The organism is Microbacterium sp. TPD7012 (assembly GCF_003075395.1).
In the GTDB taxonomy this organism is placed as follows: domain Bacteria; phylum Actinomycetota; class Actinomycetes; order Actinomycetales; family Microbacteriaceae; genus Microbacterium.
Genome location: NZ_QDFV01000002.1, coordinates 424,010 through 440,920 on the forward strand (window position 1 = coordinate 424,010; position 16,911 = coordinate 440,920).

Genomic DNA, 16,911 nt, shown 5'->3' on the forward strand with positions numbered 1-16,911 from the left:
CACGGTGTTCGTCCACTGAGTCACTGTCGACGGGCGCCCTCATCTTGCACCGATGGATCCCATACCTCGCGGAGTCGGACCCGCGCGCGCGAGAGCGCGGCCTGTGCGCCGGATCGCGAGATCTCGAGCGCTTCGGCGAGCTCGTCGCCGTTCAAGCCCTCCCACGCATGCAGGAGCAGGATGTCACGGTCGCGCTCAGACAGCTCGGCCAGCGCGCGCAGGAGTCGGTCGTGATCCGCGATCCGCGCCGCATGGTCGTCCGAGGGTGGCGGTTCGTCGGTGAGATGCAGGGGGAGCCGTGACGTGCGGCGCCGATGATTGGCAAGCACGTGACTCGCCGTGCGGTAGAGCCACGGCAGCACCCACTCGGACGGGATGTCGTCACACCGACGCCAGGCGATCTCGAACACTTCAGCGGTCAGGTCGTCGGCATCCTGCCGGGCGGACCGTCGGAGGAAGTAGCGATACACGGGGTCGACGAGCGTCGCGACTTCGGTCGTGAACCATGCCTGAGCATCGGACGGTCGATGACCCATGACACTCCTCACGGCGGGTCCGACGGACCCGTTCACTGAGGATGTGTCGGACGTGAGCCGATTCTTGCAGGTCCGGCTGCGCGACTCAGCTTCTCCCGTGCTCTTCGTCCGCGGCGCTCGCCGAACGGCTCATGCTTCCGGGATCTCCCGACCGAAGGCCTCGAGAGTGACGGCCTCCGGCTCGGGCCCGCGACGCACGTCGGTGTCGAGCGCGTCGATCGAGGCGAGCTGCTCGGCCGTGAGCTCGAAGTCGAACACGTCGTAGTTCTCGGCGATGCGCGCGGGTCGCACCGACTTCGGCAGTGCGGAGCGGCCCTGCTGCAGGTGCCAGCGCAGCATGACCTGTGCCGGCGACTTGCCGTGCTCCGCGCCGATCGCCTTCAGCGTCTCGTCGTCGAAGGCCGACGCGCCGTTGGGGCGGTATGCGGTGATGCCGCCGATCGGCGACCAGGCCTGCGTGATCGTGCCCGCCGCGGCATCCGCCCGCTGCACATCGCGCTGCTGGAAGTACGGGTGCACCTCGACCTGGTTGACCGCGGGCACGATCGAGGTCGAGGCGGCCAGGTCGGCGAGGTGCGACGGCATGAAGTTGCTGACGCCGATGGCGCGCACGTGCCCCTCGCCGAGTAGGGACTCGAGGGCCTTGTACGCGCCGACGGTCAGGTCGAACTGCGAGGGCAGCGCCTGGTGCAGGATGAGCAGGTCCAGAGTGTCGACGCCGAGCTTGCCGGTCGACTTCTCGAAGGCGTGCAGCGTCTCGTCGTAGCCGAAGTCGCTGATCCACACCTTGGTCTCGATGAAGATCTCGTCGCGGGAGATGCCCGACTGTCGGATGGCCTGTCCGACCTCGCGCTCGTTGCCGTATGCCGCTGCCGTGTCGATCAGGCGATAGCCGGTCTCGAGCGCCGCGGTCACCGCTGCGACGGTCTCCTCGGGAGCGGCCTGGAAGACGCCGAAGCCGAGCGCTGGCATGGTGACGCCGTTGTTCAGGGTGAGATTCATGGTCATACCTCCAGTGTGCGGACGGATGCGGCCGGATGGGAGGGGGTGCTGGTACCTCCCTTCGTCCGCACGCAAGGCGTACCGTCGAGGTATGGACACCCGCAGCGAGGTGCGTGAGTTCCTCTCCACGAGGCGCGCACGACTCACCCCCGACAAGGCAGGGCTCCCCGTGTTCGGGGGCAACCGACGCGTGCCGGGGCTCCGTCGCGAGGAGGTCTCGCTGCTCGCGGGCGTCAGCGTCGACTATTACACCCGCCTCGAACGCGGTGACCTCTCCGGAGCGTCCGACAGCGTGCTGGACTCCCTCGCGAGGGCGCTGCAGCTCGACGACGCGGAGACGGCGCACCTCTTCGACCTCGCCCGCACCGCGAACGCCTCACCCGTGGCCAGGAAGCCGCGGAAGAAGGCGGAGGCGATCCGCCCCAGCATCCAGCGCCTGCTCGACGCGATGACCGGGGCGCCGGCACTCGTGCGCAACAGCTCTTTCGACTATCTCGGCGCGAACGCGCTCGGCAAGGCGCTCTATTCGCCGCACTTCACCGATCCCTCGCCGAACAGCGTACGCTTCGCCTTCCTGAATCCGGCGGCGCACGAGTTCTATCCCGACTGGGACCGTGTCACCCGTGAGATCGTCGCGGCGATGCGCGGTGAGGCCGGCCGCAATCCGTTCGACCGTCGCTTCAGCGACCTGGTGGGTGAGCTCTCGACGCGCAGCGATCGGTTCCGCACACTGTGGGCCGCGCACGATGTGCGCCACCACCGCAGTGGGGTCAAGCGGCTCCGGCATCCGGTCGTCGGCGAGATCGAGCTCGTCTACGAGGCGTTCGAGCTGCCCTCCGACCCGGGACTGCGCATGTCGACGTACACGGCCGAGCCCGGCACGGCATCCGAGGAGAAGCTGAAGATGCTCGCCAGCTGGGTCGCGACGGAGTCGGCGAGCGCGGACCAGGCGGCATCGGCCGAAGCCTGAGGCAGCGAGCGGCCGGACACGACGACCGACGGGCGGTCGTTCAGGGGCGCTCCTCGACGATCGACGGCCACGCGGGGAGCGGGTCCTCGAACTCGCGCCATGCGACCGGACCGGCGGTGAGCTCCTCGTCGGTGACGGCGGCGTCGTCGAGGGCGTCGCGGAGTGCCCGCGCATCGATGCCGAGCCCGGTGAACGCGATGTCCTGCACGGTCGACGCCGCCTCGATATCGGACGACAGCGGATCCATCCAGATCGCGGAACCGACGTGATCCCAGCGTGCGAGGACGCTCGCCCGCGTCGCGAGACGACAGAATCCCGCCGACCGCACGATGTGACCGTGGCGACCGGACTCGATGTCGTCCAGCGCAGCGGCGAGCCTCGCGGGGTGGAACGGGCGCGGCTGCTCGTAGCGGAGCGTCGTCACACGCGCATCTGTCATGTGCGGATCGTGCTCATCGTTGAGCGCGTGCACCCAGCCCGCTCTCTCCAGCAGCAGCGGCGACTCCGGCGACCCGGAGCTCAGGGCGCGGATGTCGTCCGCCGGTCCGCGCGACAGACGCACGCGGGCGGCGGGATTGAGGTGAGAGGCGATCGTCATCACGAGGGCCAGACGGGGCGTGTCGACCGCCTCCCAGTTGACGAAGGAGATCAGCGTCGCGCCTTCGACGAAGGACACGGCGCGACGGGCGCGAGCGCCGACGTCGCCGCGGTCGTCACCGGGGCCTGCGGTCTCGAGGAGCGGGCGCTGGTCGGCGAGGTCCTCCAGCAGGTGCAGGGCGTCCACGACGCACACGACCGGAATCCGCGGATCCGTCGCGAGGTCGACGTGCGGGAGGTCGATCTCGGTCCCGATGTCGGCCACGAATCGCCAGAGTTCGCCGCTGCCGAGCGACCGCTCCGACGGGATCGGATCGCGTTCCTCCCGAGGCGCGGGAGGGTGCTCCGAGATCCGCACCAGGCGCCTGCCGGTCGCCCGGGCGAGCGCGGACGCGTACCGTCGTCGCTCCGGCACGCAGACGCCGACGACGATGAGGGGGTGCTCCATGGACGATCTGCTCTCTTCTTGACGGGCGGTCCTCGCCACCCTACCTTGTTATTGAGAAAGATTATCAATAAGGAGATCGTCATGAAGGTTCGTGCATCGCTCAAGTCCCTGAAGAATCAACCCGGCGCCCAGGTCGTGCGCCGTCGCGGGCGCGTCTTCGTCATCAACAAGCTCAACCCCCGATTCAAGGGTCGTCAGGGCTGACCCGGGGCGGGCGGCAGCTCAGAGGATCGTGTCGCCCGCCGAGCGCAGCGCGCGCCAGCCGCCCGCCCGCAGGTCGGCGCGATCCAGCACGTCGGCGTCAGCGAGCGGCCCGAAGTCGACACCCGTGATGCCCGTGATGTCCGCGATCGGCACCTGGAAGGTGCGGAAGGCCCCGAGCGGCGGCTTCGCCAGAAGGCCTTCGCCGGTGTCGACGAGTTCGGTCTGGTCGAGGACGAACCCCGCGGCGCGAAGACCGGTCGCATCCTGCCAGGCGGCGACCTTCCAGAATCGCAGCGGGATCCGGATGCCGCGGTACGCCGGGTCTTCGTCGGCGAGGACAGGCGCGGTGAAGACGCTCAGCCGCTGATCGGTCGTCTCGGCATAGGCGAGCACATGGTCTTCGAGGCCGAGCCACAGTTCCTTCGACTGGTTGAAGCCGGCGGCCTGCGGCGCGGCGTTCGGGTAGAAGAAGGTCGCCTCCATCGCCTCCCGTGCGTCGGCAGGCTCGCCCCAGCCCGGATCGCGCCGGCGGACCAGGTGCCCGCGGTCGAGGTCGTTGCGCGCGTAGACCTCGGGGCCGGTCTGCTCGTCGGCATCGACCCGGGGATCGAGGCGCCACTCGCCCTCTCTGGCGAGGTCGCGGAGCTCGGCGCCGTCGATGTTCACCGCCGTCGCCGCCGCGAGGCGACGCGAAGGGTCGAGCAGCACCGAGAAGCGCGGGTAGTCGAGCCTCCGAGTGGCGCGCCCCGTCTGCGGCAACGCCACCGCGGTGGCGAGGAAGTCGTCCCGATACCCGTCCGTCATCCGTCCATCATGGTGCTCCCGTGGCAGTTTTGGCGGGTCTGCGAGCGAAACACCCGCCATACCTGCCACGGGAGCGCACTACACGTGACTGCGCTGCTCGATCAGCGGGCAGCTGAACACGTCGCGCTCGCCGAGGCCGACGCGGTTGATGTAGCGGACGACGATCGCGTACGAGGCGAACAGGCCGATGCGGGTGTACGGCACCCCGAGCTCGCGACAGTACGCCTCGACCACGGGCGCCGCGCGACGCAGGTGCGGGCGAGGCATCGACGGGAAGAGGTGGTGCTCGACCTGGTAGTTCAGCCCGCCGAGGAGAACATCGATGAACCGGCTTCCGCTCACGTTGCGGCTCATCAGCACCTGGCGCCGCAGGAAGTCCAGCGTCATGTCCCGCGGGACAACCGGCATCCCCTTGTGGTTCGGTGCGAAGGCGATGCCCATGTAGAAGCCGAACAGTCCGAGCTGCACGGCGAGGAACACGAAGGCGATGCCCGGTGACAGCACCAGGAAGACCAGGATGAGATAGCCGATCATCCGCACGGCCAGGAAGACGATCTCCACCCATCGCCGCTCGAGGCGTCCGCGTGTGAACACGCGTCGAACGCTCGACGCGTGGAGCGACAGGCCCTCGAAGAGCAGGATCGGGAAGAACATCAGGCCCTGGTGCGCCCGCAGCCATGACACCAGCGGGCTGTGATGCCGTGCGGCGCTGTCGGCTGTGACCGCGATGACAGGCAGCTCGATGTCGGGGTCGGCGCCGAGCTTGTTGGGATTCGCATGATGCCGGGTGTGCTTGTGCTGCCACCAGCCGTAGCTCATGCCGACGAGCAGGTCGCCGAGGATCAGGCTGATCCAGTCGTTCCAGCGTCCGGAGACGAAGATCTGGCGGTGGGCGGCGTCGTGGCCGAGGAACGCGATCTGGGTGAACACGATCGCGAGCACGGCCGCGGTGAACAGCTGCCACCAGGTGTCGCCGATCCAGACGAACACGAGGATGCAGGCGATGAGCACCAGTGGCGCTCCCACGAGCTTCGACCAGTAGTAGCCGTAACGGCGGCGCAGCAGTCCGCGCTCGCGGACGGTCTGAGCGAGCTCCGTGAAGGTGCTCGATGCGCGGGCCGCGCTGTCGCGCGGACGGGTGCGGACGGTCGGACGGATGTCGTCCATGATGACCTCTTCGCGGGTGTCGCCCTAGTCGCGGGCGGCACCGCCCTCTTCGGCCCAGTCCGAGATGCGTGCCTCGTCGTCGTCGGTCACCGTTGCGGCGGTGTGGTGGTCAGGCACGTGCTTCGTCGTCAGCGCGGCCGGAAGCGCGTCGACGAGGGCAGATCCGTGACCCAGCGGTTCGGGGCTGTGCCCCGCGATCTTCAATTGTGCGTTCATGACCGGACGTTACGCCCCCAAGCTGGGTGGGCTCACAGTCTCGATCGGTCCGTCGCCGGGGAATCGGATGCCGGTCAGCTCCTCGGAGACCTGCCAGACCCGCCGCGCCTCCTCCTCGCTGCGCAGACGGGAGTACAGCCGCTGCTCGGCAGGAGCGCCGCCGAGATGACCGATCCCGCGCGGTCCGTAGAACGCGCGGCGGCGGGCGTCGGGAGACGTCGCTGCGTAGAGGGCGGGGAGAGCCGCCGATTCCGGAGTGCCGAACACGATCCCGCGGGCGGATCCCCACCGGATCACCCGCACACCGAACGTGTCCTGTCCGCGTCCGAGCTCCGGCCGGGCGGCGAGCAGGCTGGTGGGGGCGACTCCGGGGTGGGAGAGGTTGCTCGTGATGCCCCAGCCCTGTGCTTCGCTGCGACGGTCGAGCTCGAGCGCGAACTGACCGAAGGCGATCTTCGACTGGCTGTACGCGGTCATGCCGTTGTACGAGCGCTCCCCGTTCAGATCGTCCCAGTGGATGGATCGCTCGTTCGCGGCGACGCTGACCTGCGACGTGACGCGGGCCCTGCCCGCACGCAGCAGCGGCAGCAGCTGCCCGACGAGCGCGAAGTGGCCGAGGTGATTCGTGCCGAACTGGAGCTCGAAGCCGTCGGCCGTGACCTGCCGGTCCGGTGGCGTCATCACGCCGGCGTTGTTGATGAGGAGATGGATGGGCCGTCCGTCCTCTCGCATGCTGTCGCCGAACGCGGCGATCGACGCGAGCGATGAAAGGTCCAGGGGCAGCAGTTCCACTTCGGCGGACGGAGCCTTCTCCCGGATCCCGGCGGCCGCCGCCTCGCCCTTGCGGAGATTGCGGACCGGCAGCACGACGTCTGCGCCGGCCTGGGCGAGACGGGTGGCGATCCGCAGTCCGATGCCGTCGCTCCCGCCGGTGACGACGGCGCGTCGACCGTGCAGCGGTGGGATGGTGATGTCGATGGTGCGTGGCATGAGCGTGCTCCTTCAGGTCTCCTCCACTCTCATCGGTGCCCGGCGCGCTATCCAGGACTCGTCGATCAGTGGATGCCGGAGCACCGGCATGTCAGGATCGTGGCGACGAGAGGATGCCGTGCGCATGGGGATCGACAGGGCAGGGCTGGCGGAGTTCCTCCGGATGCGGCGCGACGTGCTCCAGCCGGAGGACGTCGGCCTGCCTCGCGGGCAGCGTCGGCGCACCGACGGACTCCGGCGCGAGGAGGTGGCTGCGCTCAGTCACATGTCGGCCGACTACTACGCGCGCCTCGAGCGCGGCAGCGGCCCGCTGCCGTCGGAGCAGATGATCGCGTCGATCGCCCAGGGACTTCATCTCTCGGTGGAGGAACGCGACCACCTGTTCCGGTTGGCGGGCCACCGACCTCCCGCTCGCGGTGTGGAGAGCGACCACGTCTCACCGGGAATGCTGCGCATCCTGGACCGCCTCGAGGACACGCCGGCCGAGGTCGTCACGGAGCTGGGGGAGACGCTGCGTCAGACCGCGCTCGGCGTCGCGCTCACCGGCGACACCGCGCAGCTCACCGGCCCGCAGCGCAGCATCGGGTTCCGGTGGTTCACGGATCCGGGTTCGCGTGAGCTCTACGACCCCCGCGACCACGCGTTCCTCGCCCGGCTGTGGGTCTCCGGCCTGCGCGAGGTGATGGCCCGCAACGGCCCGGAGTCGCGCGCCGCCGAGCTCTGCCGCCTGCTGCGCGATGAGAGCGAGGAATTCCGGATGCTCTGGGAGCGGCAGGAGATCGGGCTGCGGCCGCAGGAGACCAAGCGGTTCATCCACCCGGAGCTCGGTGCCCTCGATCTGTCCTGTCAGAGCCTGATCGACCCGGAGTCCTCGCAGGCCCTGCTGGTCTACACCGCGGCCCCGGGGTCGGAGAGTCACGAGAAGCTGAAGCTGCTCTCGGTCCTGGGGCCGCGGTACGCGCACTGACCGGGTCTCGGCTGGAGCGCACGAGGACAGGATCTGTCCGCATCTGCTCGTAGGTTCATCGCATGACATCCAGATCGGAGAAGAAGATGACCGACGCGAAGAACTCCGCCCCCGCCGGCTACACGACCGTGGCGCCATGGGTCGTCACGGACGACACCGGAGCACTGCTCGACTTCGTCGCCGCGGCGTTCGACGGCGAGGAGATCGCGCGCGTCGCCACGGAGGACGGCTTGATCGGCCATGCCGAGATCCGGGTCGGGGACACGATCATCCTGGCCTTCGATCGCCGTCCGGAGTGGCCGGTGATGCCGAGTCTGCTGCGGGTGTGGGTTCCGGATGCCGATGCGACCTTCGCTCAGGCGATCGCAGCGGGAGCCGTCGTCGTGACCGCCCTCGACGACAATGCCTTCGGTCAGCGTGGGGGACGCATCAAGGACCCGTTCGGCAACATCTGGTGGGTGGTGAGCAACGTCGAAGAAGTCTCGGAGGATCTGATCTGGCAGCGCCTGCAGCAGCCGGCGTATGCCGAGCAGATGCGCGTCGCCCAGGAGACGCTCGACGCAGAGCTCAGCGGTCGGGATCAGGGGCGGTCGAGCGCACCCACGCGCTGAGCGGCGTCGAGGCGGCTCAGCGCGTGGCACCGCTGTCAGCCGACGTGCTCCTCCGTCGGCTCGACCCACTGGACGAGCTGGTAGACGATGCCGTTCGGGTCCGTCATCTGGAAGTAGCGCTCGCCCCAGGGCTCGGTCTCGATCGGCGTGACGATGGTGACGCCCTCCTCGCGCAGGCGGGCGTAGTCGTCGTCGATGGCGTCGACCGTGAAGACGACGAGGAGGCCTGTCGCGTCCGCAGCCGCCGACGCGGGCTTGAACGTCGGCAGGCCCGTGCGGAGGTAGATCAGGTTGATCCCGGCATCCGGATGCTGCAGCGAGCAGAATCCTTCGGCCGCCATCGCGACGGAGAAGCCGAGGTGCCTCTGCACCCACTCGGCGGAGGGGTCGACGTCGGGCACATTCAGCGAGATCGCTGTCGAGGTGAACTGCATGGATGCTCCTATCGGTAACACTGTACGACGTACAATGTACTGCGTATAACGCAGATGTGGCAAGATCATTCCCATGGATGCCGATCGCACGGGCGCAGGAGAGCCGAGCCGGACCCTCGCTCTGCTCTGGGGTGAGCCGTCGGCTCCGCGGAAGGGCCCGGCGCGCTCCGTCGCCGTGGGTCGGCTCGTCGATGCGGCCCTCGCCATCGCCGATGAGCAGGGGCTCGCCGGAGTCACGGTGCGTGCCGTGGCCGAGCGCGTGGGCATCGCGCCGATGTCGGTGTACACCTACGTCCCGGGGAAGCCGGAGCTCCTCGACCTGATGGTCGACGCGCTCTACGCCGGCATGGCGCGGCCGGATTCAGAGGAGAGGCCGTGGCGCGAACGGGTGACCGAGATCGCGCAGGCGAACCGCGAGCTGCTGACCCGGCATCCGTGGCTCACCGAGGTCGCCGCGCTCAGCAGGCCGCCGCTCGGTCCCGGGGTCATGGCGAAGTACGAGCACGAGCTCGCCGCCTTCGACGGCACCGGGCTCTCGGATGTCGATGTCGACGCCTCGCTCACCTACCTCCTCGGCTTCGTCCAGGCGCACTGTCGCTCGGCGCACGACGCCGCCCGTGCGGTCACCGACACCGCGATGAGCGATGAGCAGTGGTGGTCGGCGAACCAGCCGATCCTCGTCCGCGCCCTCGACCCTGCGGCCTTTCCGCGAGCGGTGCGCATCGGCGCCGCCGCCGGAGAGGCGCAGGGCGGCGCGTGGGGTGCGAGTCAGGCCTGGGCGTTCGGGCTCGCGCGTACGCTCGACGCTCTCGCCGCACTGATCGAAGGTCGCGAGCCCCATGCCTAGTCGTCCGGTCGTCCGCGGCGCGGTCGTCGACGACATGACCCGATGCGCGCACTATCGCACCGCCGTCGACATCATCGCGATCCGCTTCGCCTGCTGCGGCGAGTACTACCCGTGCCATCTCTGCCATGCGGAGGCTGCCGGGCATCCCGCGCGCCAGTGGGGCTTCGACGAGCGCGCGACGAAGGCCGTGCTGTGCGGAGCCTGCGGTGCGGAGCTGACGATCACCGACTATCTGGCGGCATCCTCCTGTCCGGAGTGCGATGCCGGGTTCAACGAGAGGTGCGCGCTGCATGCCCACCTCTACTTCGAGGCCGAGCCGGCGGTGAGACCCTCAGGTCGTCCGCAGGGCATCGGCGGCCGCGTCGAGCGCTGAGTCGTTGAGGGCGAAGTACGCCCACTTGCCGCGCTGCTCGCGCGTGACGAGCCCCGCCTCTGCGAGCAGCTTCATGTGGTGGGAGACCGTGCCCTGGGAGAGCCCGACCGGCTCCGTGAGGTCGCAGATGCATGCTTCCCCGCCCTCGCCCGCGGCGATCAGTGACAGCAGTCGAACGCGTGTCGGGTCGCCGAGCGCTTTGAACACGCGGGCTGCCCTTTCCGCGTCCTCGACGGAGACGGCAGAGGTGACGCGGGGGACGCAGCAGGAGGTCGCTTCGATGGTCAGGGGCAGGCTCACCCCGCTAGTCTGTCACGTATTGACATTCTTCGATAGGTAGGGGATGGTCTTCATATTGAAGTTTTTCGATTTGAGGAGACGTCATGGATGAACTGCCCGTCGTGATCATCGGAGCGGGGCCGCAGGGCCTCGCCGCCGCGGCGCATGCGACCGAAAGCGGGCTGGACGCCGTCGTCCTCGAACGCGGGGATGCCGCCGCGGCCGCGGTCTCGGAATGGGGGCATGTGCGGCTGTTCTCCTCGTGGCCGGAGCTCACCGATGCGGCCGGTCGGCGCCTGCTCGAGCCGTCGGGGTGGTCGGCTCCGCCGGCCGGGTACCCGACGGGCGCGGAGTGGATCGAGGGATACCTCGCCCCACTGGCCGACGCACTGGGTGAGCGGGTCCGCTACGGGGTCACCGTCACCGGCGTCGCACGCCATGGCCGTGACAAGGTTGTCGACGGCGGACGTCGGAGTCAGCCGTTCGTGGTGCACACGCGAGATGCCGACGGCACCGAGAGCCGGCTCCTCGCACGTTCGGTGATCGACGCCAGCGGCACGTGGGGGCAGCCGAACCCGGCGGGTGCGGACGGCTACCCTGCGCTGGGCGAGCCGGCCTCGGCAGATCGCATCTCCTATCGGATCCCCGACGACGTCGCCGCCTTCGCGGGCGCGCACGTGGTCGTGGTCGGAGCCGGCCATTCCGCGACGCACGCGGTGCTGCGACTGAGTGAGCTCGCACGCCGCGCACCGGGTACGCGGGTGACCTGGCTGCTGCGACGGGGAACCGCGACGAACGTGTTCGGAGGCGGTTCCGGCGCCGAGCTCCCCGAGCGGGCGGCTCTCGGAGCGCGCGCTCGCCGCGTGATCGAGTCCGGCGTGGTCGACGTCGTCACCGGGTTCCGTGTCGCCGAGTTCCGGGCACAGGACGGCGCTCTCCGCATCCGCTCGGACGACGGGCGAGAGGTCGCCGACGTCTCCCACGTGTTCGCGCTCACCGGATTCCGACCCGACTCCGACCTGCTCCGGGAGCTGCGCATCGATCTCGATCCCGCACTGGAGGCGGTCGCGGGGATCGCCGCCGAGATCGATCCGAACATCCACTCGTGCGGTTCGGTGTCGGCGACGGGTGCGCGTCAGCTCGCACAGCCGGAGCAGGGTCTGTTCATCGTCGGCGCGAAGTCCTACGGGCGCGCGCCGACCTTCCTCGCCCTGACAGGCTTCGAGCAGGTGCGGAGCGTCGTCGCGCACCTCGCCGGAGATCACGAGTCCGCGGCCCGCAACGAGCTGGTGCTGCCGGACACCGGTGTCTGCGGAGGTGCGGGCGGTTTCGACGAGGGAGCGAGCGGATGCTGCGCCGCTCCTGCGCCCTCCGTGCTGCAGATCGGCTCGCGCCCTGTCGCGGTCGGCTGATCCGAGCAGCCTCCCGCGCATCGATGAATGTCAGACTGGAAACGTAGACAGGAGCCACCATGCCCGACGCCGCATCCACCCCCTCCGTCCTGTTCGTGTGCGTGCACAACGCCGGCCGCTCGCAGATGGCCGCGGGGTTTCTCCGCGACATCGCCGGCGACCGCATCGAGGTCCGCTCCGCGGGGTCCATGCCAGCTGACGAGATCAACCCGATCGCCGTGGAGGCGATGGCCGAACTCGGCATCGACATCACCGCGGAGCAGCCGAAGGTGCTCACGACCGAGGCCGTCCAGGCATCCGATGTCGTGATCACGATGGGGTGCGGCGACGCGTGCCCGTTCTTCCCCGGGAAGCGCTACGAGGACTGGAAGCTCGATGATCCTGCCGGCCAGGGCATCGACGCGGTGCGGCCGATACGCGACGACATCCGCAGCCGCATCGAACAGTTGGTGGGCGAGCTGCTCGACTGACGGCGGCGCTCGTCCGTTCACGCACATAGATACCTATTTGCGCGCCCGAGAGTGAACGGCACCTCAACGTGTATTGACATCTTCGCGCGAACCGTTGGCGGCGCGGTCTCCGAGTTCGAGACTGTCTCCGGGCATGGACGTCACCATGCCCGTGAAACCAACGTCTCGGAGATCAAATGCCCTCGTATCGCAAGCGCGCAGTTGTGCTGACAACTGCGGCCGCATGCCTCCTGTCCCCGCTGGTGGCCGCACCCGCCCTGGCGGCCGCCGACGCGGCCGCCGTCAAGACCCTCGTGATCGGGATCGACGGTGCGTCGTTCGACTTCCTCGACGATGCGGACATGCCGAACCTCGACGCGCTGATGGCGCGCGGCATGGTCTCGTCCAGCAACCTGTACGGCACGCCGCTGGCCGGCACCATCTCCGGGCCGGGGTGGTCGACCATCGCCACGGGCGTATGGCCCGACAAGCACAACGTCGTCGACAACAACTTCACGGCACCTCGGTACGACCTCTACCCCGACTACCTGACGCGCATCGAAGCCGCACAGCCGGAGCGCTCCACGGCGGTCGTGGCGACGTGGTCTCCGATCGCGACCACGGTCTTCGGGCCGGCCGCGGACTCGCGCATCCAGGGCGGCAACGATGTCGGCACGACGGCCAAGGCGGTCGAGGCGATCGCGGGCGGCGCCGACGACGTGTTCGTGCACCTCGACGAGGTCGACGGCGCAGGGCACAGCACGGGCACGAACGGCACCGCCTACGGACAGGCACTCGCGAAGGCGGACGGCGAGATCGGCCAGATCCTCGCCGCGGTCGAGGCCCGACCCTCGGAGGAGGAGTGGACCATCGTCGTCACGGCGGATCACGGCCACACTCCGACCGGTGGTCACGGCGGAAGCAGCCCGGCTGAGCGCAAGGTGTTCGTGATCGCGGCGGGACCGGGCATCGAGCCCGGTGTGCGTCACGACGTCAAGATCACCGACGTCGCCCCCACCGTCCTCTCCGCCGTCGGCATCGCGGCTGACCCGGCCTGGGCACTCGACGGCACTGCCGTACCGGACCTCGCGCCCGATGCCTTCGACGCGCTGCGCCCAGCGCTGCAGACCCGCGCGGACGAGACCCGCCCCGGAGCGGATGTCCTCGGCTGGACGCATGCGACACCGGAAGGCTGGAGCATCGACAACTCCCTCATGCCCTGCGGCGGTGTGAGGGAATGGGCCGGCTGGTCCTTCGCCACCGATGACTTCTGGACCAACGTCGAGCTGGGGCAGCGTCGGGAGACGTCGGTGCGCGTCCGCGACGTCTTCGCCGTGGCCGACTCGGATGAGTGGGACGACAAGGCGCACGCGGCGGGCGCCTTCGACTCGACGCTCGTCAGCCCCGCCTACCCGCTGACCGGCGCTTCCACGGCGACTCTGGCGTATGCCACCAACTACTTCATCGACGGGCCGCAGTCGGCCGAGGTCCTCGTCAGCTTCGACGGCGGCGAGGCGCAGTCGCTCAAGGCGTACACGGCGAACACGAATGCCGAGGAGCGTCTGGTCTTCGACGTGCCTGCCGGCGCGCAGACCGCGCAGTTCCGATTCCACTACACCGGGACCAACAGCGCGTTCTGGGCGGTCGATCGCGTCGCCCTCGGCCAGGATGCTGCTCCGGTCGACACCACGAAGCCGGTGGCGACTCTCGTCGCGCCGACCACTGCCGGTCCGATGACCGCGCTGACGCTGCGCGTCGACGCGACCGACGACATCGGTCTGAAGCGCATCGTCGCGAACATCTACAAGGACGGCACGCTCGTCAAGAGCACTCAGTCGGCGATCGACGGTGCGACGAGCGGTGTGCACGAGACGACCCAGACCCTGCCCGACGGTGCGTACACGGTGAAGTACAACGCGGAGGACCTCGCGGGCAACATCGCGCAGACCGGCGTCTTCGCGGTGACGATCGATGCCACCGCTCCGACCGCGACGGTCAAGGAGGGGGCATCGTTCACCGCGGGCTCCGCGGGGGTCTACGACCTCGTCAGTTTCAAGCTCTTCGACGCGGGCAAGGTCTCGCAGGTCTCGCTCAACGGGGTGGTGAAGGACCTCTCCGACAACACGTGGTCCGACATCAACCACGTGAAGCCCGGCGTCTTCGGTGCCGTCCAGGGGGAGAACACCCTGGTCGTCCAGGACGTCGCGGGCAACAGCGCGACGGTGACGTTCATCCTGAACTGACCGCCTCTCCGCGGGGCGTCATGCGCTGCGCCCGCCGCCCCGCGGTTGTCGGCAGATCCACAGGGATGATCCAGGCCTCCTTGTACCCTGGAGATCCCAAGGGGAGTACTCCGATACGGTCGGGTCGTCATTACGGATGCACGTCGCATCCCGGGCCACCGGTTCCTGATCTCAGGAATGGAGAAGACTTTGGCGCTGCTTGTCACGCCGAGTCTGGAGCCCCTGTTGGAAATCACCCCTCTGATCTGGATCATCACGATCGCGGTCACGATCGCCTTCTTCGTGTACGAGTTCTTCGCCCACGTGCGCAAGCCTCACGAGCCCTCGATCGCGGAATCCGCCCGCTGGTCGATCTTCTACATCAGCCTCGCCCTGCTCTTCGGCGTCGGGATCGGCGTCTTCTCCGGGTGGACCTTCGGCGGGGAGTACTTCGCCGGGTATCTGACCGAGAAGGCGCTGTCGATCGACAACCTCTTCGTGTTCCTCATCGTGATGACCGGCTTCGCCGTGCCGAAGATCTACCAGCAGAAGGTGCTGATGATCGGCATCGTCATCGCGCTGATCCTGCGCGGTATCTTCATCGCCGTCGGCGCGACCCTCATCGAGAACTTCTCATGGATCTTCTACCTGTTCGGCGCGCTGCTGCTGGTCCTCGCGTACCGACAGGCCTTCAGCAACCACGAGAGCAACCCGGCCAACGGCCGCTTCATGACGTTCGTCCGTCGGCACCTCCCGGTGACCGACGAGTACAACGAGGACAAGCTGACCGTCGTGAACAACGGCAAGCGCTTCGTCACCCCGATGCTGCTCACGATCATCGCGATCGGCTTCATCGACCTCGTGTTCGCGGTCGACTCGATCCCGGCGATCTACGGGCTCACCGACGAGGCCTACATCGTGTTCACGGCCAACGCGTTCGCGCTCATGGGTCTGCGTCAGCTGTACTTCCTCATCGGCGGCCTGCTCGAGCGCCTCGTCTACCTGGCCCAGGGGCTCGCGGTCATCCTCGCGTTCATCGGCGTGAAGCTCGTGCTGCACGCCCTCCACGTGAACGAGCTGCCCTTCATCAACGGCGGCGAGCCGATGCTCTGGGCTCCCGAGATCCCGATCTGGTTCTCGCTGCTGTTCATCGCCGCGACGATCACCGTCGCCACGGTCGCCAGCCTCCTCAAGACGCGGCGATCCCCGGATGTCGCAGAGACGGTCGATGCCTCGGGCGCGCTGAGCTCGCTGGAGAGCACCGACACCGCCGGGATCGCCGTTCCCTCGACATCCGCCATCGACAAGGAGAATTCGTGAGCGCGTCGCGCTGCTCCACCCCTTCCTCAGACCCTGACAGTATGAGCGCCCGGCTCCCACCGGGCGTGCTCGGTCCCCTCGGGAGCTTCCGCTGAGGGGTGATCTGCTCTGGAACATCGCGCTCGCCGGCGTGATCAGGGCTGTCGCGTCATCCGCGGATGCCCGACCCGAGTTCGCGCAGGCCGGCATCCAGGATGTCGACCAGCAGTCGCGCGTAGCGGCCGTCTGGGTCGAGGTCGGGGTCGAACACGGTGATGCTCGCGCCGATGGCCCGAGGTGCCAGTTCCCGCAGGAGATCGGCGAGCTGCGCCGCGGTCAGGCCGCCGGGATCCGGGCTGTCGACCGCCGGCATCACTGAGGCATCGAGCACGTCGACGTCGACCTGGAGCCAGTAACCGTCGGGACCGGCCACCGCGGCGGAGTCGGCCGCCACGGCCGCCGCACCCCGTCTGATGACATCGGCGGCGGGGGTGACGAGTCCGAGGAGCGCGCGCACCTCTTCCTGTTCCTCGTCGTCATCGCGATGACCGATGTGTGCGGTGCGGGCAGCCGCGAAGTACGGGGAGAGTCCGTCGATGTCCGCGATGGCGGGCCAGTGGTACCCGATCGCGGCCGCCAGCGCCTCGCCGGCCACGCTCGCACTCTCGTCGCTGTTCCCCGGATGGCGGAAGTCGGTGTGCCCGTCGACGTGCACCAGCCCGGTGCGACCTCGTCGCGCCGAGGCCATGCCGGCGCCGAGCAGCAGGGCGCAGTCGCCGCCGATCACCAGCGGAGCGCTCTCCGCGGCGAGCACGTCGGTGATGCGCGCGGCGAGGCGCCGGGAGTGCTCGACCAGCGCCGATTCATTGCGGACATGCCCGGCGGCCCTGGTGTCGTCGTCATCGACATAGCGTGCGGAGAGCACGACCCCTCCGTCGATCGCCCCGCGCTCGGCGAAGCGGGTGTGGAGTCCTGCCTCGCGCAGCGCCTCCGGAGCCTTCGCCGTGCCCGGCACGCTTCCGTGCTGAGGCGGCCGCAGACCGAGGTTGCTGGGGGCGGACAGCAGAGTGATCATGACCCCAGT

Annotated in this window: 20 protein-coding genes; 10 read left to right on the forward strand and 10 right to left on the reverse strand. The window is 68.8% G+C overall.

What is annotated here, in order from left to right:
• Positions 1–20 precede the first annotated feature (20 nt).
• The gene (locus DC434_RS06000) at positions 21–536 is read right to left on the reverse strand and encodes a sigma-70 family RNA polymerase sigma factor (RefSeq protein ID WP_116634376.1); all 516 of its coding nucleotides are present in this window, start codon (positions 534–536) and stop codon (positions 21–23) included.
• A 129-nt stretch (positions 537–665) separates the two neighbouring features.
• On the reverse strand, positions 666–1,538 hold the full coding sequence (locus DC434_RS06005; protein ID WP_207769931.1) for an aldo/keto reductase: 873 nt from the start codon (positions 1,536–1,538) through the stop codon (positions 666–668).
• Positions 1,539–1,629: 91 nt separating this feature from the next.
• On the opposite strand from DC434_RS06005, the gene DC434_RS06010 reads away from it, so the two are divergent.
• The gene (locus tag DC434_RS06010) at positions 1,630–2,508 is read left to right on the forward strand and encodes a helix-turn-helix transcriptional regulator (protein ID WP_116634378.1); all 879 of its coding nucleotides are present in this window, start codon (positions 1,630–1,632) and stop codon (positions 2,506–2,508) included.
• A 40-nt stretch (positions 2,509–2,548) separates the two neighbouring features.
• Here the strand turns inward: DC434_RS06010 and DC434_RS06015 are convergent, their stop codons facing one another.
• The gene (locus tag DC434_RS06015; protein ID WP_116634379.1) at positions 2,549–3,553 is read right to left on the reverse strand and encodes a GTP-binding protein; all 1,005 of its coding nucleotides are present in this window, start codon (positions 3,551–3,553) and stop codon (positions 2,549–2,551) included.
• 81 nt (positions 3,554–3,634) lie between these two features.
• Here DC434_RS06015 and ykgO point away from each other — a divergent pair, with 81 nt between their 5' ends.
• Positions 3,635–3,757 (forward strand): type B 50S ribosomal protein L36, encoded by a 123-nt coding sequence (ykgO, locus tag DC434_RS06020; protein WP_036311902.1) that lies wholly within the window; start codon positions 3,635–3,637, stop codon positions 3,755–3,757.
• Between the two features lie 18 nt (positions 3,758–3,775).
• On the opposite strand, the gene DC434_RS06025 is transcribed toward ykgO, so the two are convergent.
• From DC434_RS06025 to DC434_RS06040, 4 genes are all read right to left on the reverse strand, one after another.
• The gene (locus DC434_RS06025) at positions 3,776–4,561 is read right to left on the reverse strand and encodes a DNA/RNA non-specific endonuclease (RefSeq protein WP_116634380.1); all 786 of its coding nucleotides are present in this window, start codon (positions 4,559–4,561) and stop codon (positions 3,776–3,778) included.
• A 78-nt stretch (positions 4,562–4,639) separates the two neighbouring features.
• Positions 4,640–5,728, reverse strand: a complete 1,089-nt coding sequence (locus tag DC434_RS06030) for an acyl-CoA desaturase (RefSeq protein WP_116634381.1) — start codon at positions 5,726–5,728, stop codon at positions 4,640–4,642.
• Between the two features lie 24 nt (positions 5,729–5,752).
• Entirely contained in the window at positions 5,753–5,944 is a 192-nt protein-coding gene (locus tag DC434_RS06035; RefSeq protein WP_133192783.1) for a hypothetical protein, read from the reverse strand.
• A gap of 9 nt (positions 5,945–5,953) precedes the next feature.
• Positions 5,954–6,934, reverse strand: a complete 981-nt coding sequence (locus tag DC434_RS06040; RefSeq protein WP_116634383.1) for an SDR family oxidoreductase — start codon at positions 6,932–6,934, stop codon at positions 5,954–5,956.
• 124 nt (positions 6,935–7,058) lie between these two features.
• On the opposite strand from DC434_RS06040, the gene DC434_RS06045 reads away from it, so the two are divergent.
• Both DC434_RS06045 and DC434_RS06050 read left to right on the forward strand, forming a co-directional pair.
• Positions 7,059–7,901, forward strand: a complete 843-nt coding sequence (locus DC434_RS06045; RefSeq protein ID WP_116634384.1) for a helix-turn-helix transcriptional regulator — start codon at positions 7,059–7,061, stop codon at positions 7,899–7,901.
• A gap of 62 nt (positions 7,902–7,963) precedes the next feature.
• Positions 7,964–8,512: a VOC family protein gene (locus DC434_RS06050; protein WP_243408832.1), complete on the forward strand. Its 549-nt coding sequence runs from the start codon at positions 7,964–7,966 to the stop codon at positions 8,510–8,512.
• Positions 8,513–8,547: 35 nt separating this feature from the next.
• On the opposite strand, the gene DC434_RS06055 is transcribed toward DC434_RS06050, so the two are convergent.
• A complete protein-coding gene (locus tag DC434_RS06055; protein WP_116634385.1) occupies positions 8,548–8,946 on the reverse strand; it encodes a VOC family protein in 399 nt (132 codons plus the stop codon).
• 73 nt (positions 8,947–9,019) lie between these two features.
• Here DC434_RS06055 and DC434_RS06060 point away from each other — a divergent pair, with 73 nt between their 5' ends.
• Positions 9,020–9,793, forward strand: coding sequence for a TetR/AcrR family transcriptional regulator (locus DC434_RS06060; RefSeq protein ID WP_116634386.1), 774 nt, complete (start codon positions 9,020–9,022; stop codon positions 9,791–9,793).
• Entirely contained in the window at positions 9,786–10,166 is a 381-nt protein-coding gene (locus tag DC434_RS06065; RefSeq protein ID WP_116634387.1) for a CHY zinc finger protein, read from the forward strand. Before DC434_RS06060 ends, DC434_RS06065 begins: the two co-directional genes overlap by 8 nt.
• On the opposite strand, the gene DC434_RS06070 is transcribed toward DC434_RS06065, so the two are convergent.
• Positions 10,125–10,466: a metalloregulator ArsR/SmtB family transcription factor gene (locus DC434_RS06070; protein ID WP_116634388.1), complete on the reverse strand. Its 342-nt coding sequence runs from the start codon at positions 10,464–10,466 to the stop codon at positions 10,125–10,127. The genes DC434_RS06065 and DC434_RS06070 overlap by 42 nt on opposite strands.
• A gap of 83 nt (positions 10,467–10,549) precedes the next feature.
• Between DC434_RS06070 and DC434_RS06075 the strand changes: the two genes are divergently transcribed.
• The 4 genes from DC434_RS06075 to DC434_RS06090 all read left to right on the forward strand — a co-directional run bounded on the left by DC434_RS06075 (position 10,550) and on the right by DC434_RS06090 (position 15,848).
• Complete coding sequence (locus tag DC434_RS06075) at positions 10,550–11,857, forward strand: NAD(P)-binding domain-containing protein (protein WP_116634389.1); 1,308 nt, start codon at positions 10,550–10,552, stop codon at positions 11,855–11,857.
• 59 nt (positions 11,858–11,916) lie between these two features.
• Positions 11,917–12,327: an arsenate reductase ArsC gene (locus tag DC434_RS06080; RefSeq protein ID WP_116634390.1), complete on the forward strand. Its 411-nt coding sequence runs from the start codon at positions 11,917–11,919 to the stop codon at positions 12,325–12,327.
• Between the two features lie 242 nt (positions 12,328–12,569).
• Positions 12,570–14,549, forward strand: coding sequence for an alkaline phosphatase family protein (locus DC434_RS06085; protein WP_243408833.1), 1,980 nt, complete (start codon positions 12,570–12,572; stop codon positions 14,547–14,549).
• Between the two features lie 225 nt (positions 14,550–14,774).
• The gene (locus DC434_RS06090; RefSeq protein WP_243408834.1) at positions 14,775–15,848 is read left to right on the forward strand and encodes a TerC family protein; all 1,074 of its coding nucleotides are present in this window, start codon (positions 14,775–14,777) and stop codon (positions 15,846–15,848) included.
• A gap of 148 nt (positions 15,849–15,996) precedes the next feature.
• Here the strand turns inward: DC434_RS06090 and DC434_RS06095 are convergent, their stop codons facing one another.
• The gene (locus tag DC434_RS06095; RefSeq protein WP_116634391.1) at positions 15,997–16,902 is read right to left on the reverse strand and encodes an arginase family protein; all 906 of its coding nucleotides are present in this window, start codon (positions 16,900–16,902) and stop codon (positions 15,997–15,999) included.
• Between the last annotated feature and the right edge of the window lie 9 nt (positions 16,903–16,911).